At 38.1% G+C, this 22,799-nt stretch carries 19 protein-coding genes and 2 tRNA genes; 12 read left to right on the top strand and 9 right to left on the bottom strand.

Annotation, left to right across the window (positions count from 1 at the left end; translation table 11 throughout):
* Positions 1-119: 119 nt before the first annotated feature.
* A complete protein-coding gene (locus tag ABIB30_RS23180) occupies positions 120-728 on the bottom strand; it encodes a TetR/AcrR family transcriptional regulator (RefSeq protein WP_354305433.1) in 609 nt (202 codons plus the stop codon).
* Between the two features lie 153 nt (positions 729-881).
* Here ABIB30_RS23180 and murB point away from each other — a divergent pair, with 153 nt between their 5' ends.
* The 4 genes from murB (at position 882) to ABIB30_RS23200 (ending at position 3,667) form a co-directional block, all read left to right on the top strand.
* The gene (gene murB, locus ABIB30_RS23185; protein ID WP_354305434.1) at positions 882-1,898 is read left to right on the top strand and encodes a UDP-N-acetylmuramate dehydrogenase; all 1,017 of its coding nucleotides are present in this window, start codon (positions 882-884) and stop codon (positions 1,896-1,898) included.
* A 192-nt stretch (positions 1,899-2,090) separates the two neighbouring features.
* Positions 2,091-2,621, top strand: a complete 531-nt coding sequence (locus ABIB30_RS23190; protein WP_068405876.1) for an RNA polymerase sigma factor — start codon at positions 2,091-2,093, stop codon at positions 2,619-2,621.
* Positions 2,622-2,753: 132 nt separating this feature from the next.
* Positions 2,754-3,431, top strand: a complete 678-nt coding sequence (locus ABIB30_RS23195) for a lycopene cyclase domain-containing protein (protein WP_354305435.1) — start codon at positions 2,754-2,756, stop codon at positions 3,429-3,431.
* Positions 3,431-3,667 (top strand): cytochrome b5 domain-containing protein, encoded by a 237-nt coding sequence (locus tag ABIB30_RS23200; protein ID WP_354305436.1) that lies wholly within the window; start codon positions 3,431-3,433, stop codon positions 3,665-3,667. The genes ABIB30_RS23195 and ABIB30_RS23200 overlap by 1 nt, the downstream gene beginning before the upstream one ends.
* Before the next feature lie 113 nt (positions 3,668-3,780).
* Here the strand turns inward: ABIB30_RS23200 and ABIB30_RS23205 are convergent, their stop codons facing one another.
* The gene (locus ABIB30_RS23205; protein ID WP_354305437.1) at positions 3,781-4,704 is read right to left on the bottom strand and encodes a PfkB family carbohydrate kinase; all 924 of its coding nucleotides are present in this window, start codon (positions 4,702-4,704) and stop codon (positions 3,781-3,783) included.
* 146 nt (positions 4,705-4,850) lie between these two features.
* On the opposite strand from ABIB30_RS23205, the gene ABIB30_RS23210 reads away from it, so the two are divergent.
* The 4 genes from ABIB30_RS23210 (at position 4,851) to ABIB30_RS23225 (ending at position 6,223) form a co-directional block, all read left to right on the top strand.
* A tRNA-Asn gene (locus ABIB30_RS23210) sits at positions 4,851-4,924 on the top strand.
* Between the two features lie 120 nt (positions 4,925-5,044).
* Positions 5,045-5,118: transfer RNA gene (locus ABIB30_RS23215), tRNA-Asn, on the top strand.
* A gap of 123 nt (positions 5,119-5,241) precedes the next feature.
* Positions 5,242-5,832, top strand: a complete 591-nt coding sequence (locus ABIB30_RS23220; protein WP_354305438.1) for a cupin domain-containing protein — start codon at positions 5,242-5,244, stop codon at positions 5,830-5,832.
* A 16-nt stretch (positions 5,833-5,848) separates the two neighbouring features.
* Positions 5,849-6,223: a hypothetical protein gene (locus tag ABIB30_RS23225; RefSeq protein WP_354305439.1), complete on the top strand. Its 375-nt coding sequence runs from the start codon at positions 5,849-5,851 to the stop codon at positions 6,221-6,223.
* Here ABIB30_RS23225 and ABIB30_RS23230 read toward each other — a convergent pair.
* The 5 genes from ABIB30_RS23230 to ABIB30_RS23250 all read right to left on the bottom strand — a co-directional run bounded on the left by ABIB30_RS23230 (position 6,220) and on the right by ABIB30_RS23250 (position 9,525).
* Positions 6,220-7,290, bottom strand: coding sequence for an NAD(P)H-dependent flavin oxidoreductase (locus ABIB30_RS23230; RefSeq protein ID WP_354305440.1), 1,071 nt, complete (start codon positions 7,288-7,290; stop codon positions 6,220-6,222). The two genes, ABIB30_RS23225 and ABIB30_RS23230, sit on opposite strands and share 4 nt — an antisense overlap.
* Before the next feature lie 38 nt (positions 7,291-7,328).
* Positions 7,329-8,075, bottom strand: a complete 747-nt coding sequence (locus ABIB30_RS23235) for an SDR family NAD(P)-dependent oxidoreductase (RefSeq protein WP_354305441.1) — start codon at positions 8,073-8,075, stop codon at positions 7,329-7,331.
* Between the two features lie 8 nt (positions 8,076-8,083).
* Positions 8,084-8,305 carry a tautomerase family protein gene (locus ABIB30_RS23240; RefSeq protein ID WP_354305442.1) on the bottom strand — a complete coding sequence of 74 codons (222 nt, stop codon included), beginning with the start codon at positions 8,303-8,305 and terminating at the stop codon, positions 8,084-8,086.
* Positions 8,306-8,315: 10 nt separating this feature from the next.
* Positions 8,316-8,852: a YceI family protein gene (locus ABIB30_RS23245; protein ID WP_354305443.1), complete on the bottom strand. Its 537-nt coding sequence runs from the start codon at positions 8,850-8,852 to the stop codon at positions 8,316-8,318.
* A gap of 94 nt (positions 8,853-8,946) precedes the next feature.
* A complete protein-coding gene (locus tag ABIB30_RS23250; protein ID WP_354305444.1) occupies positions 8,947-9,525 on the bottom strand; it encodes a Crp/Fnr family transcriptional regulator in 579 nt (192 codons plus the stop codon).
* A 59-nt stretch (positions 9,526-9,584) separates the two neighbouring features.
* Between ABIB30_RS23250 and ABIB30_RS23255 the strand changes: the two genes are divergently transcribed.
* From ABIB30_RS23255 to ABIB30_RS23265, 3 genes are all read left to right on the top strand, one after another.
* A complete protein-coding gene (locus tag ABIB30_RS23255) occupies positions 9,585-10,367 on the top strand; it encodes a hypothetical protein (RefSeq protein ID WP_354305445.1) in 783 nt (260 codons plus the stop codon).
* 374 nt (positions 10,368-10,741) lie between these two features.
* Entirely contained in the window at positions 10,742-11,308 is a 567-nt protein-coding gene (locus ABIB30_RS23260; RefSeq protein ID WP_354305446.1) for a porin family protein, read from the top strand.
* Between the two features lie 96 nt (positions 11,309-11,404).
* Positions 11,405-13,915, top strand: a complete 2,511-nt coding sequence (locus ABIB30_RS23265) for a DUF5686 family protein (protein WP_354305447.1) — start codon at positions 11,405-11,407, stop codon at positions 13,913-13,915.
* A gap of 71 nt (positions 13,916-13,986) precedes the next feature.
* Here the strand turns inward: ABIB30_RS23265 and ABIB30_RS23270 are convergent, their stop codons facing one another.
* Positions 13,987-15,489, bottom strand: a complete 1,503-nt coding sequence (locus tag ABIB30_RS23270) for an acyl-CoA dehydrogenase family protein (protein ID WP_354305448.1) — start codon at positions 15,487-15,489, stop codon at positions 13,987-13,989.
* Between the two features lie 138 nt (positions 15,490-15,627).
* A complete protein-coding gene (locus ABIB30_RS23275) occupies positions 15,628-16,227 on the bottom strand; it encodes an FHA domain-containing protein (RefSeq protein WP_354305449.1) in 600 nt (199 codons plus the stop codon).
* 202 nt (positions 16,228-16,429) lie between these two features.
* Between ABIB30_RS23275 and ABIB30_RS23280 the strand changes: the two genes are divergently transcribed.
* Positions 16,430-22,759: an alpha-2-macroglobulin family protein gene (locus ABIB30_RS23280; RefSeq protein ID WP_354305450.1), complete on the top strand. Its 6,330-nt coding sequence runs from the start codon at positions 16,430-16,432 to the stop codon at positions 22,757-22,759.
* Positions 22,760-22,799: the final 40 nt, after the last annotated feature.

Consider the following 22,799-nt stretch of genomic DNA (forward strand, 5'->3'; position numbering starts at 1 on the left):
AGCGAAGAAATGACAATATCATGACTTTTATAAGAGCTGTTAAACCGTTTTTGTTGGCTTTCAGTCTCTTATAAGCTATTGTAACGAATAAATGGTAGTTTTGTGACTTAAATATGTTCTTAGTCTGCTGGCTTTAAACCTGCCAGAAAGATTTCGGCGAACCTTTTTTCTTTCAAAAAGATAAGTTTAAATTGTTCTTTTCCTGGGAAAATGTTTCGGGCACGGTTAAGTATATTGAAATGGATACCTGACACGGCTTCCACAAATATTTCAGTGGTGAAAGGAATATCCTTGATAGAAAATTCTCCGGATGTATTGCCTTTGGTTAATAAACCAGTAATGATTTTAAGTTCGAATGCTCTGGCGCGCTGAAATTTTTCATAAAGTGCTTCCGGAAGTTCCGGACCAATCATTTGTGTGTATTCAAGCAGGTTATAATATTTTTGTGTAAATGCTTGTCTTTTCTGCAGCAACATCAGGATACCTTCCGTAGCGGTAGAGGTCTTCTCTACGGACTTAATAAGGTCTCTGCTGATCGTGTGCATCATATGCTCGATTACACTTACATACAAGCTCAATTTGTCGGGGAAATAATAATAGAGTAACGCTTTTGAAAAAGCAATATCTTTTGCGATTTCGGTCATCGTAGTTTTTGCGAGTCCGTAGTGTGCGAACCTCTTTAGTGCAGCGTCTATAATTAAGAGTCTTTTTCTATCTTGATTTTCCATTGTGAATGAGCGATGCTTTTTTCTATGAGCGTGCTGGCTTGAATTAGGGTTAGAATCGGATGTAAATTATGCAAATTTATTAAATATTATATTTAACATATTTATTACACAGCCTAACAATTACATTTGCGGTAAATAATTCTAATAATTCTTATGCTTGTATTACAAGAAAATATATCCCTTAAAACTTACAATACTTTTGGTATTGATGTCAAAGCACGCTTCTTTGTTGAAATCTTTACTGAAAATGACCTGGTAGAACTAAGGAACCATCCGGTGTTCAAAGCCAATAAATTGCTGGTGCTTGGAGGGGGGAGTAATGTGCTTTTTACCGAAGACTATGCTGGTCTGGTGTTAAAGGTTAGTATTCCTGATATTACTACTGAAGTAACAGACAATCAGGTATTTGTTGCTGCTGGAGCAGGTGTGATATGGAATGATCTGGTGAACTATTGCGTAGAGAATGGTTTTGCAGGCATGGAAAATTTAAGTCTTATTCCAGGGACTGTGGGTGCATCTCCGATCCAGAATATTGGTGCCTATGGAGTAGAACTTAAAGATGTGTTTGAATCTTGTGAGGCATTTGAACTGGCCACAGGCGAGCTTAAGAATTTTGAGTATGATGATTGCCATTTCGCTTACAGAGACAGTGTCTTTAAAAATGAATTAAAGGGTCAATATATTATTACGCGCGTCAATTTCAGACTGTTTACCCGTATCAGAATCAATTCTCAGTATGGTGCCATACAATCGCTGCTTGCCGAAAGAAGAATTACGCATCCTACAATCACAGATATTTCAAAGATTGTTGCAGAGATCAGGGTGAGTAAATTGCCAGATCCGTCAACCATCGGCAATGCTGGAAGTTTCTTTAAAAACCCTATCATCGACCGTTCGAAATTTGAAGGATTAAAACGTGAATTTCCTGCAATGATCAGTTACCCGGTTGGTCAGGACAAAGTTAAACTTGCTGCAGGCTGGCTTATCGAGCAGTGTGGTTTTAAAGGGATTACTGAGGGGCATACGGGAACCTGGAAAAATCAGGCATTGGTGCTGGTTAACCATGGTGGAGCAACTGGTGAAGAAGTGTATAGTTTTTCAGAAAAAATTATAGACACTGTATGTTCTAAATTTGATGTAAAACTGGAACGGGAAGTGAATATCCTGTAACAATTGTGTGATTTTCACAACTATAAGAGGTTTTTTCATGGTTAAACAATTAAATCTATATGTTTAATCATGAATCATTTTTTTGGTACATATGTTGTATAAGTGTTAATATACAAGATTAAACAAACTAGATAACGCCACTTTTTAAAAGGTCTTGTTTGCTTGCTTTTTTAACCTTAAAACTTAAACACTATGACAAAAAATGAATTCAACCTTCAGCTTCACAACCACTCGGTTTCCTTGCAGTCATTCGCTTTAAATTTTACCAAAGATATTGAAGATGCAAACGACTTAGTTCAGGATACCATGCTGAAAGCGGTTACGTATTATAGTAAGTTCAAAGAAGGAACAAATTTGAAAGGATGGTTATTCACCATCATGAAAAATACCTTTATTAATAATTATAGACGTTTGGTCAAGACAAATGCATTAATTACTAAATCTGAGGATATCTCATCTGCAAATTTGCATTATAGTGCCACTAAAAATACGATAGACAGTAAATTTATTATTGGTGATATCAATAAGGCTTTAGCTACTTTACAGCCTGAATATTATGTGCCTTTCATTAAATATTTTGAAGGCTATAAATATCATGAGATTGCAGATATGCTTGAAATTCCAATCGGTACAGTAAAGACAAGAATTCACGTAGCCCGTCAGATCTTGAAAAAGTATCTTAAAACATATTCAAAAGAGATTTTAGGGACAGAGATTGTTTAGTAATCCTGTTTTCTTTTAAAGAAAAGCAGCTATGTGAAAAATAGCTGCTTTTTTTGAATAATGGCAGAGGAAAAAGAAAGTGGTTTAGTCGGATCAAAAGTATATTTTTGGCCTTCAGACTTATCCTGCTAAATGAACTATACTTATTTATTGATTAACCTGGCACTTTTGTTATTGCCTGTTTTACTGTTTTCTGTCCGGCAACTGAACTTTACTGACAATAGTAAATTCATAATCCTTGCCGTTTTAATCAGCGTTTTTGCTTTCTCTATCCCTACGGAATTTATGACGCAATTAAAAGTAATTGTGTTTAATCCGCCTTACCTGAGTGGAATGACTTTATGGCAATTACCAATAGAAGAGTTGCTGTTATTGTTTCTCTTACCTTTAAGCGGGATCGCTGTTTACCTGTTTCTTAATCATCGTTTCCCAGATAATGGTCCTGAAAAATATAGCCTGGCTTTTAGCAATATTATGTTGGGCGTATGTATAGCAATGCTCTATTTTGGTCATCAAAAGTTATATACACTTTTTACATTTTCGATTCTGTTCGTATTTATCCTGTATGTCGAATATGTGAATAGCATCAGGTTTATGTACCGTTTTTACCGAGCATTCCTGGTAACCTTGATTCCATTTTATATCGTATACGGTATACTGGCGAATTTGCCTGTTTTACAGTATAATAGTGCTGAAACACTGAATTTTAATCAGTTTAATATTCCATTTGAAACTCCCTTTTATTTTATGGGGATGTTATTGCTGAGTGTTTATCTTTTTGAATTTTTTAAATTAAGATCACGTCGTTAATGGAGTTGCCAGAATTTACTAAACAACAATTGGCGTTGAGAAATGGACAGGACAAACCGCAAATATGGGTGGCTTACCTTGGGTTGATCTATGATGTTGGGGAAAGCCGGTTATGGAAAAATGGAAAGCATTATGAGCATTGGGCCGGACAGGACCTAACTGATGAATTAGCGGATGCACCACATTCAGAAACTGTATTTGAAAAGTTTACCGCAATTGGTAAACTGAAAAGTTAATAAAAAAGCATCAGCTTTGCTTGCCCCGAAAAGTTAGATTTTCTGGAGGCATTGCAAATGCTGATGTTTTTTTATTCAGAATCAGTTTCCACGATTTAACGGCGTATGAATAATTAAGCTTCAATCAGTGTGAAAGCGCTCAGGTTTACAAATTCTTGTATACGGCCAGCAACTTCTGCTTCTGTAAGGTTGACGATTTTTTCTGTACCGAATTTCTCTACACAGAAAGAGGCTAATGCAGAACCATAAACGATTGCATTTTTCATCGTATCGAAGTCGATTGTTCCAACTTTTGCTAAATAACCAATAAAACCACCAGCAAAAGTGTCACCTGCACCAGTTGGATCGAAAACTTCTGCAAGAGGAAGGGCAGGGGTAGAGAATACTTTATCTTCATGGAAAAGTAATGCACCATGTTCACCTTTTTTAATGATCAGGTATTTTGGGCCCATCTCCAGAATTTTCTTCGCTGCTTTAACTAATGAATATTCGCCTGAAAGCTGACGCGCTTCTTCATCATTAATCGTTAATACATCAATCATTTTAAGCGTATCCAGCAAATCATTCAATGCAATGTCCATCCAGAAGTTCATCGTATCTAAAACGATTAGTTTAGGCCTGTTTTTAAGACGTTTGATGACTGTTTGCTGTACTTGTGGAGTAAGATTACCTAACATCAGGTATTCGCAGTCCTGGTAGCTCTCAGGGATAATCGGGTCAAAATCTCCCAAAACATTCAGCTCAGTAACTAAAGTGTCTCTGCTGTTCATGTCATTATGGTACTTTCCTGACCAGAAAAATGATTTTTCACCTGCTTTTATTTGCAGACCTTCGGTATCAATACCATGCTTTGTGAAGGTATTAATGTCTTCCTGGTGGAAGTCATCACCCACAACTCCGACGATTTTCACCTTATTGTAGAAGTAAGAAGCAGCCAAACTTGCGTAAGTTGCAGCTCCACCTACTATTTTATCGGTCTTTCCGAAGGGAGTTTCAATTGCATCGAATGCTACAGTCCCTATGATTATCAGGCTCATATGTTTTATTTTAATTTTTTTTGAAAAATATTGTCTACAAATATTGCATAAATAATTTAAAAGCCCTAATATTGCATTCCCAAAACGAACGAAGCTTTATGTTGTTTATTAAAGCAGAGAAAAACGTTTTCGGATAACCAGAGTACTCCTTCTTAGCTCAGCTGGTTAGAGCATCTGACTGTTAATCAGAGGGTCGCTGGTTCGAGCCCAGCAGAGGGAGCAGATTAAAAACCTTTCAACATCACGTTGAAAGGTTTTTTCTGTTAAAGTAGAGGGCATTGCCTTTTATATTACGCTTTACCTTTTTAAAAAAGGCGTTATTTTTTTAAAAAACCAGCACTCCTTCTTAGCTCAGCTGGTTAGAGCATCTGACTGTTAATCAGAGGGTCGCTGGTTCGAGCCCAGCAGAGGGAGCAAATTGCAAAAAGCCTTTCAGTTTTCACTGAAAGGCTTTTTTGTTTTAAATAGCACCACAGGTTGTACGAACTCATTAAGATTTACCCTTGGTATACAATTCATTAACTATCTTTGCAGTCAATGGAAATCAAATCCTATATAGATGAGGGTAACCTGGAACAATATTGTTTCGAGTTAAACAATGCAGACCTTGGAAACGAGATCGCTGCGCTGCGCCCGGCTCATCCCGAAATAGGCCAGGAACTCAACCAGATCGGATTGGCCATTGAAAAACTGGCGCAAAGCCACGCTATTACACCAAGTCCAGGGCTTCAAAACAGGATCATGGCTGCTCTGGGCATTGCCGAAGAGAAGATTGACCTGGATAACCTGCCACCGACCAGTAAATATTCGAATTATGAAAGTTGGTTGAAAGCGGTGGAACATTTGATCCCTGCTGAGCCTTTTGATGATTTTTTCGCTTATCCGTTACAGCAAAATGAACAGATCGCACAAACGCTGGTTATCACCAGATTGAATGTACCGGAAGAAATTCACGAAGTTGTAGCTGAAAGTTTCTTTATTCTGAAAGGCACATGTACCTGTACAGTAGGCAAAGAGATTTTTACGCTGAATGCAGGGGATTATTTAGCTATTCCATTGCACATCAGCCATGATATCAGAATCGACTCTCCTTATGTGATCGCTATCTTGCAACACCAGTTCTCCTGATCAACAAAAAAACAGAATGGAATACTATTTCATTATTATAAAGAATTACCTCTTTCATCAAGCTGATATACATCAGGTAGATCCCTGGTTATTTGGCATTTTGTATCTGTTAAGTAAGGTCTTGTTTCTTTTGTTTTTGGGCTGGGCTATTAAAAATTTAAGAAAAAAAGGATCCATACTTCTCCCTTTACTATTTGCTGCTTTGGGCTACAGTTTACCTTATCTCTATCTGATCATCGCCGGAAAAAACATTCCGCTATGGATATACTTTGTGATCACCCTTATCTATATGTTCAGCGCATGGTCCATACGGGCAAAGTTAAAGGCTGCCCGTATGGATTCTGAAACACCTGAAGCTCCCATTTCCACAGGAAAGGAAATTCACAATTAAGGATAAAGGTTTGTTGTCTCTGTGATGAGTGCCTGCATTAACGCTGCTGCCCTGGTATGTTTTAAATTAACGGTATTCTGTCCTGACCAGAAGTTAATCAGGTCTGTTTTTCCCTGTGCAAGTGCAGCTGTTTTCAACTGACCGATCAGGCGGCTTTGCAGTGGAAATGGAAGAACTGCAGTTTCCTGTTTAATTTCATCTGAAATGCGGTTCCGGATCAATCTGCCCATTCTGCCGGTTAATGATTTAGAAAGTACGGTATAGTTGGATTCCTCAGAAAATAATTTCGCCCTGTGAATAGGTGTTGCATTTGATTCGTTTGTAGCCAGAAACGCTGTGCCTAACTGAACAGCATCAGCACCTAATGTCAAAGCAGCGGCAATGCCCTTAGCATCAGCAATACCGCCCGCTGCAATAATTGGTGTCTTTATGCTGGCTTTTAACTGCTGAATAAGAGTAAAGGTTCCTGTTAATGAATCCTGTGCCGGGCGGAGAAACGAAGGCCGGTGTCCTCCGGCTTCAAAGCCAGCAGCAACTATTGCATCAACTTTTGCTTCTTCCAAGGCTAAGGCCTCATCTATTGTTGTGGCTGCACCTACGGTTTTAATGCCCATTCTGCGACATTCATCCAGTATTTCCTTTGGCGGAATACCAAATATAAAACTAAATACTGCTGGTCTGATCTCGAAGATTGCTTCTGCCTGCTGAAGAAACCTGGAAGGGATATTTACATCCAGCTCTGGCAGCGGAATGCTGAGCTCATCAAAATAAGGTTTAAATAATTGCTTTACTTCTTCAATCTGTGTCGCAGAATAGTCAATTAAAGAAGCGTCAACATCCGATACCCACAAGTTAATATTATAGGGTTTATCAGTTTTCGTTTTGATAATCTGAGCTGCTGCAAGTATTTGATCGGGGTCAAGTGTATAGGCGCCAAAGCTCCCCAGTCCGCCGGCATTGGATACTGCAGCTAAAAGTTCCGGAGTAGAGAGGCCACCGCCCATAGGGCCTGAAAGTATAGGATATTTAATACCAAATAATTCGCTGATTTGAGTTTTATGCCACATTATTTAAATATTTACACGGGTTACTAATTTATTCATTATTATCCGATATGATGGCCTGAAACATGGCCTCCGTCTAAATTAACGATTTCACCAGTTACAAAATTGCTGCCAGCCAGATAAAAAGCAAGTTCCGCAACGTCACTGGTTTCGCCGATACGATTCAGTAAATGAAGGCCTGCAAGACTATCTGCATTGGTAACGCCTGTTTTAGCCTGAAGCGGGCTCCTGATAATTCCTGGTGCTATAGCATTTACACGGATATTATTGGGACCAAATTCTGCTGCCAGTTGTCTGGTTAAAGCATGGATACCACCCTTACTTGAAATTGGTGCAGTTGCTGGAAATCCACCGATAGCATGATCAACGAGCACTGTTCCAATATTGATAATGGAACCTCCACCTTGTTTGAGCATTTGTTTAACTGCTGCCTGACTTGTAAAATAAGTGCCTTTCAGGTTGATGTTTAAAAAACTGTCCAGATGCGCCTCGTCAACTTCCAGAAAAGGTTTCGGCTCAAATATTCCAGCATTGTTGACGAGTACATCAACAGCTCCGAAACTTGTTACAGCTGTATCAACGAGTAGTTGTCCGGTGCCTGGCCTACTAATGTCACCTATAACCATAGCTACACGCTCCTGATTGTCTAATTCATTAAACGCAGCTCTTAAATTATCTTCATTTGCAGAATTAATAATTACGTTATATCCTTTTTGCAGAAATAAACCTGCGATTGCCTTACCAATACCGGTAGATGCACCGGTTACGATTACTGTCTGTGTTTTCATGTTGTTGTTTAAGCTTGTTTTTTAGCTGTTATTCCTTTTTCGCGCAGCACGGAAACCTGTTCACCTGCATACCCCCAGTTATCCAGTTCAATTTCCTGAATCACTACATGTGTTAGTTGAGGGTCTTTATCCAGTATTTCTGTGATTAGTTTAGTGACTCCTGCAATCAGGGATTGTTTTTGTTCCCGGGTAACATCCTCGCGGGTTAATTCTATTTTTACGTATGGCATGAGCTGAAATTTAATTGTGAACTAATGCGGTTAGTTTTACATCCAGCTCAAATTCGTTGTAGATGAGTGTATCACCAAGATTGGTGAAGAAATTGCCTGAACGGAATTTCATGTCATATTTGGTCCGGTCAATAGTGATTTTTCCTGAAGCATTAATCTCATCTGCTGTGATCAGTACAGTTGCAGGGAATTCTACCGGATGTGTAATGCCTTTAATAGTCAGATTTCCTGTGAGCAGATAGTTCAATGAGCTAAGGTATTTTGAGCTAGTCAATGTAAATGTGGCTTGAGGAAAGCTTTCTGTTGCGAAAAAATCTTCAGAGAATAGATGACCAGCAAATTGAGCATTTGTATCTGGATCAATGATATCGAGTATTTTTATAGAGGTCGTGTCAATAACAAAGCTTCCGCCGCTGAGTTTGTTATCATCCAGAATAAGTGTACCATCGTTAATCGAGATGGTACCGTTATGGGTGCCTGTCACCTTTTTGCCAGTCCAGCTAATGCTGCTTTGCGTATTTACAAGTTTGAATTTTTTAGTTTCCATTTCTTTATAATATCAATCGCTAGTGATTTGATAGTACAAAGGACGGCAGGAAATTTCAGCTGATCAGGTGATGTACATCACATTCGTAGCCGGCTCATTTATGCGCATGGTAAAGTCTGCTGAGTGTTTCTCTGGAAACGCCAAGATAGGCGGCGATAAGGTGTTTAGGAACCAGATTATACAGTTGAGGATATAATGCCAGCAGCTCTTCATACCGGATTCTGGTGTCATTATTCATAAATGATAACAGTCTTTTTTGTGAAGCCAGATAGCCTCTGTTGGTTCTCCACCTGAAAAAATGCTCTACCTGGTGCAGTTCGCTGCATATTTTTTCCCGGTCAAGATTAGATAGGCAAAGCACTTCTGTATCAGTTATACAATCTACGCTGATGGTCGCATTGGTTTGGTTGTATAAAGCGCCATAGTCTGAAGTCCACCAGGTGGGCATTGCAAACTGAAGGATATACATTTTAAGCTCATCGTTAATGAAAAAGGCTTTCAGGCAGCCGGAAATAACAAAATACTCCTGTTCTACTTTTTCACCAGTACCGATTATTACCTGTCCTTTTTTGTAAGACCGTGGTTTAAAATGCGAGAAAAAGTACTCGAATTGTTCATCGGTCAACGAGGCGGTTTTAGTGATATGCTGTTTTAATATTTCTTTCGCTTCCATGAAAACTATATTCCTATCTTAGGATCTCCTTAATATTTTTGTAAAAATCAATGTTTAATATGAAAAGATACATTTTATTACTCCTTTTATTTATTTCCTTTTCGGGGTATGCCCAGCATACGATTAATAATTATAAATATGTGCTGGTACCAGAGAAATTCAGTTTTCTTAAGGAACAGGATCAGTACAGGCTCAATACGCTGGCTAAATTTCTCCTGGCCGAAAAAGGATTTGATGCCTATTTTGATAATTTTGATCTACCAACAGCAATTGCCAATAATAAATGTGATGCATTGCATGCTGAAGTTCTGGAGAAAAAGGGAATGTTTACAACCAATCTCACACTATTATTAAAAGATTGTAAGGGTAATATTGTTTTTAAAAGCAAGGAAGGAAAAAGCAGAGAGAAAGAATATAAGACTTCTTATAACCTTGCTTTAAGAGATGCTTTTACGTCACTGGATGAAGTTAAATATGCTTATAACGGAACTGTGAATTCACAGGATCAGCAGGTAGCAACAACTATAACAGCAGTTAATGCTCCTGTAGCCACTGCAACTGTCCCTGTTAGTGCTGTAGTGGTAACTCCAGCAAAAACTGTAGCAGTAGAAACAAATCAGGCTGCCGGAACATTATATGCACAGCCAACAGCTAATGGGTATCAACTCATAGACACTACGCCAAAGAAAGTATTAACTCTATTAAAAACATCTGTTCAGGATTATTTTATTGCCGACAATGGAACCGCCAATGGAATCGTGCTGAAAAAGAATGGAGAATGGTTTTTTGAATATTATAAAGACGATAAGCTCATGGCTGAAAAATTGCTGATCAAGTTTTAACTGAACAACACTATCGACTATTAAAAAGCCTTTCATTAATCATGAAAGGCTTTTTGCTTTTTACATCCCCGGGTTTCACCATTGTTTATGTTCCCGCATAGGGGTCTTGGGAAATTCTGCGTTTACGAATCAAATAATCGCAAATGATTCACATTAAAAGAACCTGGTTATTATTGAGACGAGCATTATACAGCTTTAAGCGATTAGCTTAAATGAGCTGAAGAATGAGATGGCTAAGGAAATGGAAATGCTGTTGGACAGATTGAAATGTCGTTTCAGTAAGGGTAATTTCCGTCTCAGTTACTTTATCCACCTATAAATTTGAGGTCAGCTTAGATTTGGAGAATAAAGAAAGTAAAATTAATTATTGGAGTATGAAAAAATTATTGTTAGCAGCAGGGCTATTAGTCTCTGTACAATTAGTAAAGGCTCAGGACATTCAGTTAATTCCGAAAGCTGGTTTAAGTTTCTCTAGACAGTCGATTAGTAATATGGATGGAGAGAAATCAAAAGCGGGCTTTACAGCAGGATTAGGAGTTAATGTAGGACTTAAAAATTCTGCATTTTCAATTCAGCCCGAATTAAACTACGTCAGTGCAGGTACTAAAATCAAAAATGATAACAACAAGTATAACCTGAATTATCTGGAGCTTCCAATTTTGGTGAAGTATTCTTTTGGTCCGGTGTACATTAATGCGGGTCCGTCAATTGGACTGGCTGTTGGCGGAATGAATAAAATGGAAGCTTTCTATCAGGCCAAAGTTCAGAAATTAAACTTTGGTGTTCAGATGGGTGGCGGTTTAGCTATTCCTGTTGGTAAAGGTGCTGTTCTGGTTGATGCCAGATATGCGCTTGGCTTAACTGATGTCAGCAAAGGCCCGGCGACAGTTAAGAACCGGGGTTTCATTGCAACAGTAGGCTACGCAATACCATTGAAATAGTTTTGCCAGCCATACAAACTGCCCGTGATTTGGGTAATGGGCAGTTTGTAATTTGAATTATTCTATTATCCCAGTCAATTATGGCCTATAGGCTTTATGAAGTTTCTTATTTCAATATTCTTTCTTTTCTTTTTCTTTGGGGCAGAGGCCCAGACGGTACAAGTGAAAGGTCTGATTACAGACAAATCAACAGGACAGCCATTGTCTGGAGTAACTATAAGTTTCGAAAATTCCACGAGTAAAACCTCAAGCGATGCCAAAGGATTTTATACCATCATTTCGAAGGAAAAAATTAAAGCGATTCATTTTTATGGGATAGGTTACCGAAGATTGAAACTGGAAATGCCTGCAGGACATAGCCATCATATGAATATTGAATTAGAGCCGCAGTCTGAAGATTTGTCTGAAGTAAGCATCTCCGTCGCTCATCAGCCGAGATATAAGAATAAAGGCAATCCGGCAGTTGAATTGATCAGAAAAGTGATCGAACATAAAAAATCCAATGCAGCAAACCTTCAGAATTACCTTTCCTATCAGGAATATGAAAAAATGAATATTTCATTAAGTATGACTACTGAAAAAGCAAAGACTTCGAAATTGCTTAAGCGGTTATCATTTTTAAAAAATAATTCAGATTCGCTGACCCGGCCGGGAAAATTACTGACCCCTATTTTTATGAAGGAAAAAATGAGCCATAACCTGGTTTATCAGAACCCTTTTAAACAGGAGACTGCTGTTCTTGCAGAGAATCAATCCCGTATAGATCAATTTATTGACGAGGATGGTATCAATGAATATCTCGATAAGATTTATCAGCGGGTTGATCTCTATCAAAATGATATTGGTATAGGAAATCAGAGTTTTATGAGCCCGATTGCTGATCTTGCCCCTCAGTTTTATAAGTACTTTATTATAGATACTTTAAAAGACGTATCTCCAATGCAGATTAAACTGATGATAGCACCCCGTAATAAAGAAGATGTGCTTTTTCTGGGTTATCTGTATATAGCACTCGATGGTAAATACGCAGTACAAAAGGCTACACTTTCTGTTAACTCTAAAATAAACATTAACTGGGTAAAGGAGATGAACATTTCTCTTCAATACCACCAGGATAAAACGGGACATTACTACTTAGGGAAAAGTATAATGGCAATGGATCTTGGGCTTTTTAAAGAAGGCGCCAGTATTTTCGGAGAAAGGACTTTGTTTATCAATGATTTTGTTACTAGTCCAAACGCATTAAACCTGCCCTTAAAATCTAAAAGTCTGGAAGGTCAGCCAGTGCAAATGGCAGAGCTGAGGCCAGAAAAGCTCACTCCAATTGAGGAAATGGCCTATAAGAATATTGATAGCCTGAAAAACTCAAAACCATTTAAGCGCGCTATGGGATTAGCCTCCTTCTTACTTTCCGGTTATATTGGCCAGGGTAAAGTAGAAGTAGGCCCTTTCAACTCTTTCTACAGCTTTAATCCTGTAGAAGGCCTGAGGCTTAAAGTTGGTGGAAGGACAACCGATTTATTCAGCAAAAGAATTTTCTTTGACGGACACATTGCTTATGGCAGCCGTGACCAAAAATGGAAATATTCATTAGGAACAATACTCTCACTTTCTCCGGGTTCAATTTATGAATTCCCTGTAAAATCATTAACCTTAAGACATAGTTATGAAACTCAGATACCGGGGCAGGATCTCAATTTCCTTGAAGATGATAACTTCCTGTTATCATTTAAAAGAGGGGTAAATGATAAATGGTTATACAATAGAAAATGGCTGTTGGAATATCTGCATGAAACCGAAAATCATTTCTCCTTTAAAGTAGCTTACAAGAACCAGGTGTTAGACCCGACAGGTGGGCTTCGGTTTATTGCATTGACTAATTCCGGCCATTCGGAGGTTCCGGATATTACCACTTCTGAGTTTACGGCCGAAGTGAGATGGGCACCTCATGAACAATTTTATCAGGGGAAACGCTTCAGAAGACCAATCCGGAATGCATATCCTATTTTCACTTTACGGGGTTCTGTTGGGGTAAAGGGATTCCTGAATGGAGACTATAATTATCAGAACCTGACCTTTAACGTATTTAAAAGAGCTTACTTTTCTCAATTTGGCTATTCAGATATTATCCTGGAAGCAGGGAAGGTATTTGGAAAGGTTCCTTTTCCATTGTTAACTATACATCGGGCAAATCAAAGTTATGCTTACGAACTGCCATCTTATAACCTGATGAATTTTATGGAATTTATGAGTGACAGATATGCAAGTATTAATCTGGAACATAATTTCAACGGATTTATCCTGAATAAAATACCATTAGTGAAGAGACTTCAATTGAGAGAAATCCTGACTTTAAAAGTATTAAGTGGTTCTCTTTCCAGTAAAAATGATCCGCGCGAAGGTTCTGGGTTATATCAGTTTCCAAGGGATAGACATGGCAATGAAGTATCTCCGGCATTAGGTTCTACGCCTTATGTGGAGGGAAGTGTGGGACTATCTAATATTTTCAAAATACTGAGAGTTGATCTGGTCAGAAGGTTTACTTATCTCGATCATCCAAGAATATCCAAATGGGGGATTAGAGCTAAGATTAAAGTCGATTTTTAGCGCAGACTTAGCCCACAAAAAAAGCCGGTATGTGAACATACCGGCTTTTTTTGTGGGCTAAGTCTGCCTGGTTAAGCGAAGTTAAACCAGGAACTTTCTGCCTTATAATCCTCTATTACCTGTGAACTGTTATCAAAAGTAAAAGAACAGATTAAAGTGCGTACTTCTTGTTTCACATTCATAATGCAATTATCAATCAGATCTTTTCTGAAACCTTTAAGTTCCAGATCCAATACATAACCTAAAGAAACAATTCTTCCGATCACTTTTCCCAGATCAAATAATTTCCGTTGTGAAAGGGCGCTATTCAAGGTGAAACTTAGTTCCTGTTTGAAGTAATGACAAGCTTCAGCAGTTTGTTTCAGTGTAGCCAGGAAATCAAATAAATTCGATTCTTTCTGTTTCTTCATCTGACGTATAATGATTTCAGAAATTTGAGCATAAAGCATTTCATTGGAACCCTCGAAAATCTGAAAAGGTCTGCTATCCATAATTCCACGGCCACCTACATGTGAGGTCTGATATCCTTTGGCGCCTGAAACCTGTGTTAGGATCTGGGCAGATTCCTGCATCAAATCAGTAACTACAGCTTTCATACTATTTGCTTCCAGGCCTTCTGAAGCCAGATTATGTTCAATACCACTGATCTTGCTGCTTCTTACACACATTGCTGAACAGATCGTGTAAGCAGACTGGATCTTTGAAAGCTGGAATTGGATCTGATCCATAGCTAACAAGTTTGTTGCCCCAACCATCCTGTTTTTACATTGCAGAAGCGCTTCATCCATCATCCGCTTGATAAAGCCCATTCCCATACCTGGGAATTGCATTCTGCTGCGGTGAAGAATATCCAGCATCATTTTAATGCCGGTAGATTCAGGATTTAATTTAAACGTTTTAGGTACTTCGATGTTTAAAATATTACGGCCATAAGGGATCATATGAAGTCCCATAGTATCGAAATATTCATCTACTACAACATGTTGTTTCTCTTTTGTATTATCGCATAAAAAGAAATCTATATCACGGCTAAGTCCTCCATCAGCAAGTTCTGCTCTGGAAGCAATCAGCCAATAGTCGGCCAGGCCGGTAAGACCTTGCCAGTGTTTAGTTCCTTTAATGCTATAGCCATTTGTTAATTCGCTGTTCCGCGTTTTCATGTTGAGTGCATCACTTCCGTAATCGGGTTCTGTGATCATCAATCCACCCATATTTTGTTCGTAAAGAAAACGATCAAAAACCTCTTTTTTTACAGATTCATCTGCATATTTGGCAAGGGGCTCAAGAAAAAGGGCAATGTTAATTCCAAAGGTAAGCGAAAGCGGTAAAGATTCGTAAGAAGCTGCTGCCAGTACACTCAGACATTCTTTTACTTCGGCTCCCCGGCCTCCGTACTCTTCAGGAATAGCCGCAGCCAAAGGTTGCTCAGCAAGAATTTCCTGCATCACTAATGGAGGAAGCTTCGCTGCTAAATTAAATTGATTGATATTTTCTTTTCCCCTGAATAAGAGCTTTAATTTCTCTTCGAAATCCTTAATGTATTCTGAAAACTCTGTTTTTAATTCTATCATCATTAGGGTCGTAAATTACTGTAATATTTTAATATTATATCTCATTGCAAGATACATCACAAATATACCAAAGTAATTTAGAATAATTCCAGATAATCTGTTATTGCCTGAATATGCCGCAATTTATAGATAAATAAGTGGCTAATACTCCAATACATCATCAATAAGAAATGATTTTGCAGCGATGACAACTTTAATATCTCTGTTATATTTTGTATGATTACTCGTATCTTCAATAGATACTTTAAAAACAAAACCATCAGTAGTTTTGTTTTTCAGTTCACAATGTGTCACTTTAATCAGGCCATAATCTTGCTCAGGAACTAAAAATCCAAATCCAACTCCTGCTAATTCTGTATTATATTTGCCCTTCCACTTCTCTATAAATTCATCTTCAGTCAACCCATCATCTAAATCTACATTGATTGCATCAATTTTATAGGCACTGTATTGAGTTGTATAAATACTTTTTACTTCTTCTTCAGCTTCTTCATTGGAATTTTCCAGATTACCATTCGCCTTGTTCAAAGAGTTTTCTATACTTCCAATCAGCCATTCCCTGGCTTTAACAGCCTCAGAAGAGGCTCCTTGAATAGCTTTTCCTGCAGCAGTAGTATGCTGATGGATAGAATCATTTACATTGCTGTCTATTGAGCCTGCCAGCTTTTTACCTTCATTGTGTTTGCCATTACAGGAAACCAGCAATATTGCGGATGATAAGATGATGATAAATTGCTTCATATATTCAATGTCTTTTAATTAGCGCAGACATCGGCTGGATAGCCAATATTAATCAAGCTATCAACAATCAATCCAAGGCTACTGAAATGTATGTTATATGAAATCAAATTAATTTTGCCGTAATATTTAGACATTTGTAGTAGTTTACCATTTGGTTATGGAATTTGTGCAAAAAAGCCATCTTCCTTTAAAATCACTACCTATGAAAATCGCTTTACGTCTTACACTCTACTTTACAGTTCTATTATTATTTCCGGTAAAAAGCTTTGCTCAACAACAGCTGAAAATAAATAATAAAGATTTTGCGAAAGTTGACTCCCTGGCTAATCAGCAAAAGCCTAAAGAAGCGCTGGCAATTATTAACAGCATAAATAAACAAGCCAGAGCACAACATAATACTATCTTGCTGATTAAATCTGCAATGTACCGGATCATGTTTCAGGGCTATCTGGAAGAAGATGCTTTTACAAAGGTGCTGAATGATTTAAGGGAAGATGTCAGTGGAGCAAAACAGCCAGAAAAAAGTGTACTGCAATCTTTGCTTGCAGAAACCTACTGGAATTTTTATCAGCAAAACAGGTATAAGATTTTCAGGCGTACCACCGTACAACAAGACAGCAGTAAGAATATTAATACCTGGTCTATTCAGAGGATTACAGCTGAAACTGTAAAAAATCTTGTGGCGTCGGTATCTGAGAAAGAATTACTCCAAAAAACTAAGGTTGGTCTTTTAAATAATTTATTACTTGGTGATACTTCCACGAGATATCTGCGACCAACTTTATACGATTTGCTAGCACACCGGGCATTGAATATCCTGATGAATTCAGAAACCGACCTGACAAAACCAGACGATGATGGTGTAGATTTTAATGATCCGCGATTATTGGGAGATTACAGCGCATTTGCATCCCTGAAAATGAAGACAAATGATAGTACGTCATTTGCGGTGATTAAGATAAATATCCTTCAAAATTTGCTTCAATTTCACGCTTTGAATCCTAATGGAGCAGCATTGGCTGATGCAGATCTGCAAAGATTGAAATTTATCAATGAGAAAAGCACCGCTATAAATAAAGAAGCAGCTTATCTTAAAGCAATAACTTTACTGGCTGCACAATCTGCCAGTAATGAAATCTATGCTGATGTAGTATATGAACAAGCATTATTTTATAAAAACGGAAAATCCAATGAGAAGAAACCAGATTTAATCAAGGCAGTAGAACTGGCTCAAAAGGCGATCAAAGCATTTCCCAAAAGTAATGGTGCCAAGAATGCGGAGAACCTGATTAAAGAAATCAACAGTAAAATATTAACTCTTCAAGTAAAGGGATTCAGTCAGCCTGGTCAGCCATCTCAGCTTTTTTTTACCTATAAAAATATAGATAGTATACAACTGCGGGTTTATAGGGTACCAGCTCTCTATAATGACTATTATTCAGCCTTTGGTGAAAAAGAAAAATATAATAAGTTCATTAAAACACATCGGCCGGTAAAAATATGGACTGAGATTTTACCTGTATCAAATGACTACCAGGAACATAACATCATCGGGAAGATGGATGCGCTCCCGAATGGTAATTATATTGTAATTGCCAGGAATACAAATGATACTAATCAAGTTGACAACGTCTCGCAACATAGCAATTTCAGAGTCACTGGAATGGCGGTTACCCAAAGACATGTCCATGATAAAAAAGAATATTTTGTTGCCAACAGTGTGACCGGGGAACCTTTAAAAGGAGTGCTTATCCAGGAGATCTTATCAGATTTTAAGGAAGGTCAAAACATAAATGAGAAAAGCCCTCGATTTAAAACAAATGAGTCGGGGTATGCAGTTTCGGCATCTCAGGGGACATTAAACGTAAGACGTGCTATGATTGTTAAAGGTACCGATACGCTTTATGTACCTGTGAACAGTTATGGAAATAATGTAGAGGAAGACAGGAAACAGGTAATCTTATTTACCGATAGAGGTATTTATCGCCCTGGGCAAACGGTGTATTACAAAGGTCTGCTGCTAGAAAACAAAAACTATAAAAATAGTATTGTTCCTGGCCTGAATTTATTTTTGACTTTCAAAGATGCCAATTATAAGGAAATAGAAACAACCACTGTTAAAACCAATGACTTTGGAACTTTTCAGGGGTCATTCACTATTCCTGCTGGTAAATTAAATGGAATGATGCAGCTGACAACGCTATATGGCAGCATCGGGATTCAGGTAGAAGAATATAAAAGACCCACTTTTGAAATCGTTTTTGAACAATCAAATCAGAAATATAAATTAAATGATAGTGTGAAAGTACAAGGAAAGGCATTGTCTTTTTCTGGGTATTCAGTTACCGGTGCAAAGGTGAGTTATAAAGTATCCAGAAGCAGGGTCTCAAATTATAGCTATGGTCGCCCTTATCAACGCGAATCTCTCTCTCAAATTGCCATCGGGACAACAGAAACCAAAGAAGGTGGACGTTTTGATATCACATTCCTTGCAGCAGCAAATGCGCCTGCAAATGAAAACTATACCTTTAAAATTACTGCTGATATTACGGATGTGAATGGAGAAACCCGGACAGCAACCAAGAGTATTACTGCCGGTCAGACAGATATGGTGCTGAATGTAAATATTCCTGACGAGTTATTTTTAAAATCGGCGGCAGATACATTTTCTGTTGGCATAGAAAATCTAAATGGAGAACCCATTTCTTCAAAACTAAATGCAGAATGGACTGCATTGCAATATCCAGGCAGATTAGTTAACAGTAACGGATTCCCTGTTATAGCTGAAAACTATACATTGAACAAAGAAGAATTTCTGAAGAACTTCCCGGCAGAAGAATACAAAGGAGATGGCAATCCTGCAAACTGGTCGCCTTTTAAAAACAGCTTTAGTCAGTACATAACAGCAGACAATGGAAAAGTTGAACTGAAACTATCTGAAAAAAATCTGGCCCCTGGTTATTATAAAGTTAAACTGACAGCCAGAAATAGCAGCAATGATACTGTTTCTGTAACTAAAATTGTTCGTGTTTATCACAAAGAGGCTACGGCTATACTAAGTACCAGGGAATGGTTGGTTGCAGAAAAAACTACGATAACACCTTCAGAGAGTGCCGTCTTCAGAATTGCGGGAATGTTGCCAGATGCTAAAGCCTATTACGAAGTGTATTACAAGGACAGCATCGCGGAAAAGGTATGGGTTAAGGTTTCTCCAAAACAAAGTATCATTAAAATCCCTCCAGGACGAGGGTTTGAAAATGCTTTTGCAATTCAGTTTACCATGATTCAAAACGGGGTAGTTTACAATTCTTTGAAACAAGTAAATATAATTGATGCATCCAAAGCGCTTGATATTAAATTTATAACGTTCCGTAATAAATTGCAGCCTGGAGAAAAGGAAAACTGGAAGTTGAAAATCAGTAATCAAAAAGGCGAGAAACAAATGGCAGAAATGGTGGCTACTTTACATGATGCCTCATTAGATGAATTGAAAAAGATGGATTGGCAAAATATCAGTCCTCCATCTTATTATTATACAGCTTACGAATGGAAATTTGATAACAACGGAATAAATAATGGAGGTCAGCTTTGGTTTTTAAGAACTTACCAAAATTATTACCAGGGCAGCCAGCGCGACTACGAACAACTGAGCATAACTGGATTTAAGATGGATCTTGGAACTCGATATCCTTATCAGGATTATCTGCGAAGACTGGCCAGTGAAGCCAGAAAAGGAAGTACAGAAATAGGTGTTAAAAAACTGGCGGCACTGCAACGTGGTACCCAGGTTTACGGAGTTATTACTGATCAACAGGGTTATGTAGTACCAGGAGCTATCGTGATGTTTGGTAAAATCAAAATTACTGCTGATGACAATGGTATTTATGCGATTAAGGCAAAGTCAGGAGATCAGTTAAGTATTGTTGCGATAGGGTATAAACTTTCTAAAATTACATTAACCCATGCCAGAAGAGCAGATATTACCCTGGAAAATGATGAAAATAGTTTAAATGAATTTGCGGTGGCAGCTCCAATGGAAAAAAGAGCTAAGATGTCAAGTTCGGTAATGATAAGGGGTTCCTCAGCACGACTTAATGGCCAGATGGCCGGTATGGAAATCGTAATGGAAGATAATAAGGTTTATGACACTACTGATAAATCTGATACAAAAAATGAACTGGTAGGCGCAACATCAAAAGTTGTCCCAAGAACTAATTTCAACGAAACAGCCTTCTTTTATCCACAGTTGAAAACCAACGAAGCTGGTGAAATTAATATTGAATTTACTATTCCTCAATCCTTGACCCGTTATAAGATGATGGGGTTTGCGCATACCAAAGACTTGAAAAGCGCTACCGTTGTTAAGGAGTTAATCACACAAAAACAATTGGCTATTGCAGTAAATGCACCGCGTTTCTTCCGGGAAGGTGATACCATTCTGCTTAGTGCCAAACTGAATAATCTGTCGGGAAAACTTCTTAAAGGAGAAGCTTCTTTAGAATTAAGAGATGCTTTAACTGGAAAACTAATTCAGCTTCTTTCCTCAGAAGGAAAGCTACTACAGAAATTTGAGGTGGCCAATAAAGGCAATGAGGTTTTAAAATGGCCATTAATCATTCCATCAGGTATCAGTGCTATTACCTATAAAGTTGTTGCACAGTCGGGTAAATACAGTGACGGAGAAGAGATGACTGTTCCGGTTTTACCGAATTCAATGCTGGTTACTGAAACTATGCCACTGAACGTCCGTGGAAATACAACAAAGACATTTACGCTAAATAAGCTCTTAAAATCGGGTACATCCAAAACATTAAAGAACCAGGCATTAACCTTTGAATTTACGGCAAATCCAATCTGGTATGCCATACAATCCCTGCCTTATTTAATGGAATACCCATATGAATGTGCAGAACAAACCTTTAGCCGTTTCTATGCGAATAGTTTTGCAACAGGAATCATCAACAGTTCTCCAAAAATAAAACAAGTATTTAACCAATGGCAACAAACGGGTAATGGAGAGGCTTTGCTCTCCAACTTAGAGAAGAACCCTGAACTGAAGTCAATTCTGTTAGAAGAAACTCCATGGGTAAGAGCTGCCGCTTCAGACGCCGAACAGAAAAAACGCCTGGCTGTTTTATTTGACCTGAACAGGATGAGTTATGAATTGAAGAACAACTTTGAAAAGCTGGAAAAGATGCAAAAGCCAAATGGTTCTTTTGCCTGGTTTACCGGAATGAGCGATGACCGCTATATTACTCAGCATATAGTGTTGGGAATGGGACAACTTAAACATTTGAAACTGCTCAATGAAAAAATAGCTCCGGGATCTGATCAACTCTTAAATAAAGCAATAATCTATCTTGACAATCAACTGCAGAATGATTTTAAAAGAGAAATTTCCGGAAAAGGTGTTGCTTATTTGCCATTACATTATTTGTATGGCCGCAGTTATACCGCTCAGAAAAACAATGATCCTGGTTTTAAGAAAGCTGTTGCTTATTACCTGAAAAAAGTAGCTGATAATTGGAAAACAATGGAACCTTACCAGCAGGCTCAGGCGGCATTGGTTTTAAATAGAGACGGGAACAAAGCCGAAGCGCTAAAAATCATTAACCTTTTAAAAGAAAGAGCACAGCAAAACGATGAAATGAGCATGTATTGGGCCAATAACCGTAATGGATGGTGGTGGTATCAAAATCCAGTAGAAACACAAGCGCTGCTGATTGAAGCCTTTGATGAGGTTGCAGCGGATACGAAATCAGTCGAAGAAATGAAAATCTGGCTTTTAAAGAATAAGCAGACTAATGATTGGAAGACAACTAAAGCAACGGCAGCAGCTTGTTATGCATTACTATTAAAAGGTTATGATCTGCTGGCAGAATCAACTGAACCGGAAATCTTAATCGGTAATCAAACATTTACTGAAATTGGTATTGCCATTAACCCGAAAGAAGCCGGAACGGGTTATCAGAAAGTAAGTATAGCAGGGGCACAAGTCAAGCCAGAAATGGCGACTGTTATAATTAAAAACAACAATAAAACAATTGCCTGGGGTGGAGTCTACTGGCAGTACTTTGAGCAGCTGGATAAAATCACTTCATCTGCGACAGGAGTCAAAATCAAGAAGCAACTGTTTATACAAAAACAAACCGCTAAAGGAGATGTCCTGACACCAATAACTTCATCCAATATACTGGCAGCAGGAGATTTGTTGAAAGTCAGGATAGAGATCTACACTGATCGTGATATGGAATATGTGCAGCTGAAAGATATGAGAGCTGCAGGTTTTGAGCCTGTCAATGTAATTTCCAATTATAAGTACCAGGATGGATTAGGCTATTATGAAAGTACTAAAGATGCTTCCACAAATTTCTTTATCAGTTATTTACGGAAAGGAGTATACGTTTTCGAATATGCCTTAAGAGTGACCCATGCAGGGAACTTCTCCAATGGGATTACCTCTTTACAATGCATGTATGCTCCAGAATTTACGACCCATTCTGAAGGGATCAGAGTCACCGTAAAACCATAAGAATTCTGGATTTAAATCGATATTTATAGTTATTTTTAGG

The organism is Pedobacter sp. UYP1 (assembly GCF_040547305.1).
Taxonomy (GTDB): domain Bacteria; phylum Bacteroidota; class Bacteroidia; order Sphingobacteriales; family Sphingobacteriaceae; genus Pedobacter.

What these genes read in the sequence shown, in the direction of transcription:
- ABIB30_RS23195 (WP_354305435.1), top strand. Translation starts at nt 2,754, where the DNA reads ATGAACTATACTTATTTATTGATTAACCTGGCACTTTTGTTATTGCCT.
- ABIB30_RS23200 (WP_354305436.1), top strand. Translation starts at nt 3,431, where the DNA reads ATGGAGTTGCCAGAATTTACTAAACAACAATTGGCGTTGAGAAATGGA.
- ABIB30_RS23250 (WP_354305444.1), bottom strand. Translation starts at nt 9,525, where the DNA reads ATGGAAGCGAAAGAAATATTAAAACAGCATATCACTAAAACCGCCTCG.
- ABIB30_RS23205 (WP_354305437.1), bottom strand. Translation starts at nt 4,704, where the DNA reads ATGAGCCTGATAATCATAGGGACTGTAGCATTCGATGCAATTGAAACT.
- ABIB30_RS23280 (WP_354305450.1), top strand. Translation starts at nt 16,430, where the DNA reads ATGAAAATCGCTTTACGTCTTACACTCTACTTTACAGTTCTATTATTA.
- ABIB30_RS23270 (WP_354305448.1), bottom strand. Translation starts at nt 15,489, where the DNA reads ATGATGATAGAATTAAAAACAGAGTTTTCAGAATACATTAAGGATTTC.
- murB (WP_354305434.1), top strand. Translation starts at nt 882, where the DNA reads ATGCTTGTATTACAAGAAAATATATCCCTTAAAACTTACAATACTTTT.
- ABIB30_RS23265 (WP_354305447.1), top strand. Translation starts at nt 11,405, where the DNA reads ATGAAGTTTCTTATTTCAATATTCTTTCTTTTCTTTTTCTTTGGGGCA.
- ABIB30_RS23190 (WP_068405876.1), top strand. Translation starts at nt 2,091, where the DNA reads ATGACAAAAAATGAATTCAACCTTCAGCTTCACAACCACTCGGTTTCC.
- ABIB30_RS23180 (WP_354305433.1), bottom strand. Translation starts at nt 728, where the DNA reads ATGGAAAATCAAGATAGAAAAAGACTCTTAATTATAGACGCTGCACTA.
- ABIB30_RS23275 (WP_354305449.1), bottom strand. Translation starts at nt 16,227, where the DNA reads ATGAAGCAATTTATCATCATCTTATCATCCGCAATATTGCTGGTTTCC.
- ABIB30_RS23225 (WP_354305439.1), top strand. Translation starts at nt 5,849, where the DNA reads ATGGAATACTATTTCATTATTATAAAGAATTACCTCTTTCATCAAGCT.
- ABIB30_RS23230 (WP_354305440.1), bottom strand. Translation starts at nt 7,290, where the DNA reads ATGTGGCATAAAACTCAAATCAGCGAATTATTTGGTATTAAATATCCT.
- ABIB30_RS23245 (WP_354305443.1), bottom strand. Translation starts at nt 8,852, where the DNA reads ATGGAAACTAAAAAATTCAAACTTGTAAATACGCAAAGCAGCATTAGC.
- ABIB30_RS23220 (WP_354305438.1), top strand. Translation starts at nt 5,242, where the DNA reads ATGGAAATCAAATCCTATATAGATGAGGGTAACCTGGAACAATATTGT.
- ABIB30_RS23235 (WP_354305441.1), bottom strand. Translation starts at nt 8,075, where the DNA reads ATGAAAACACAGACAGTAATCGTAACCGGTGCATCTACCGGTATTGGT.
- ABIB30_RS23240 (WP_354305442.1), bottom strand. Translation starts at nt 8,305, where the DNA reads ATGCCATACGTAAAAATAGAATTAACCCGCGAGGATGTTACCCGGGAA.
- ABIB30_RS23260 (WP_354305446.1), top strand. Translation starts at nt 10,742, where the DNA reads ATGAAAAAATTATTGTTAGCAGCAGGGCTATTAGTCTCTGTACAATTA.
- ABIB30_RS23255 (WP_354305445.1), top strand. Translation starts at nt 9,585, where the DNA reads ATGAAAAGATACATTTTATTACTCCTTTTATTTATTTCCTTTTCGGGG.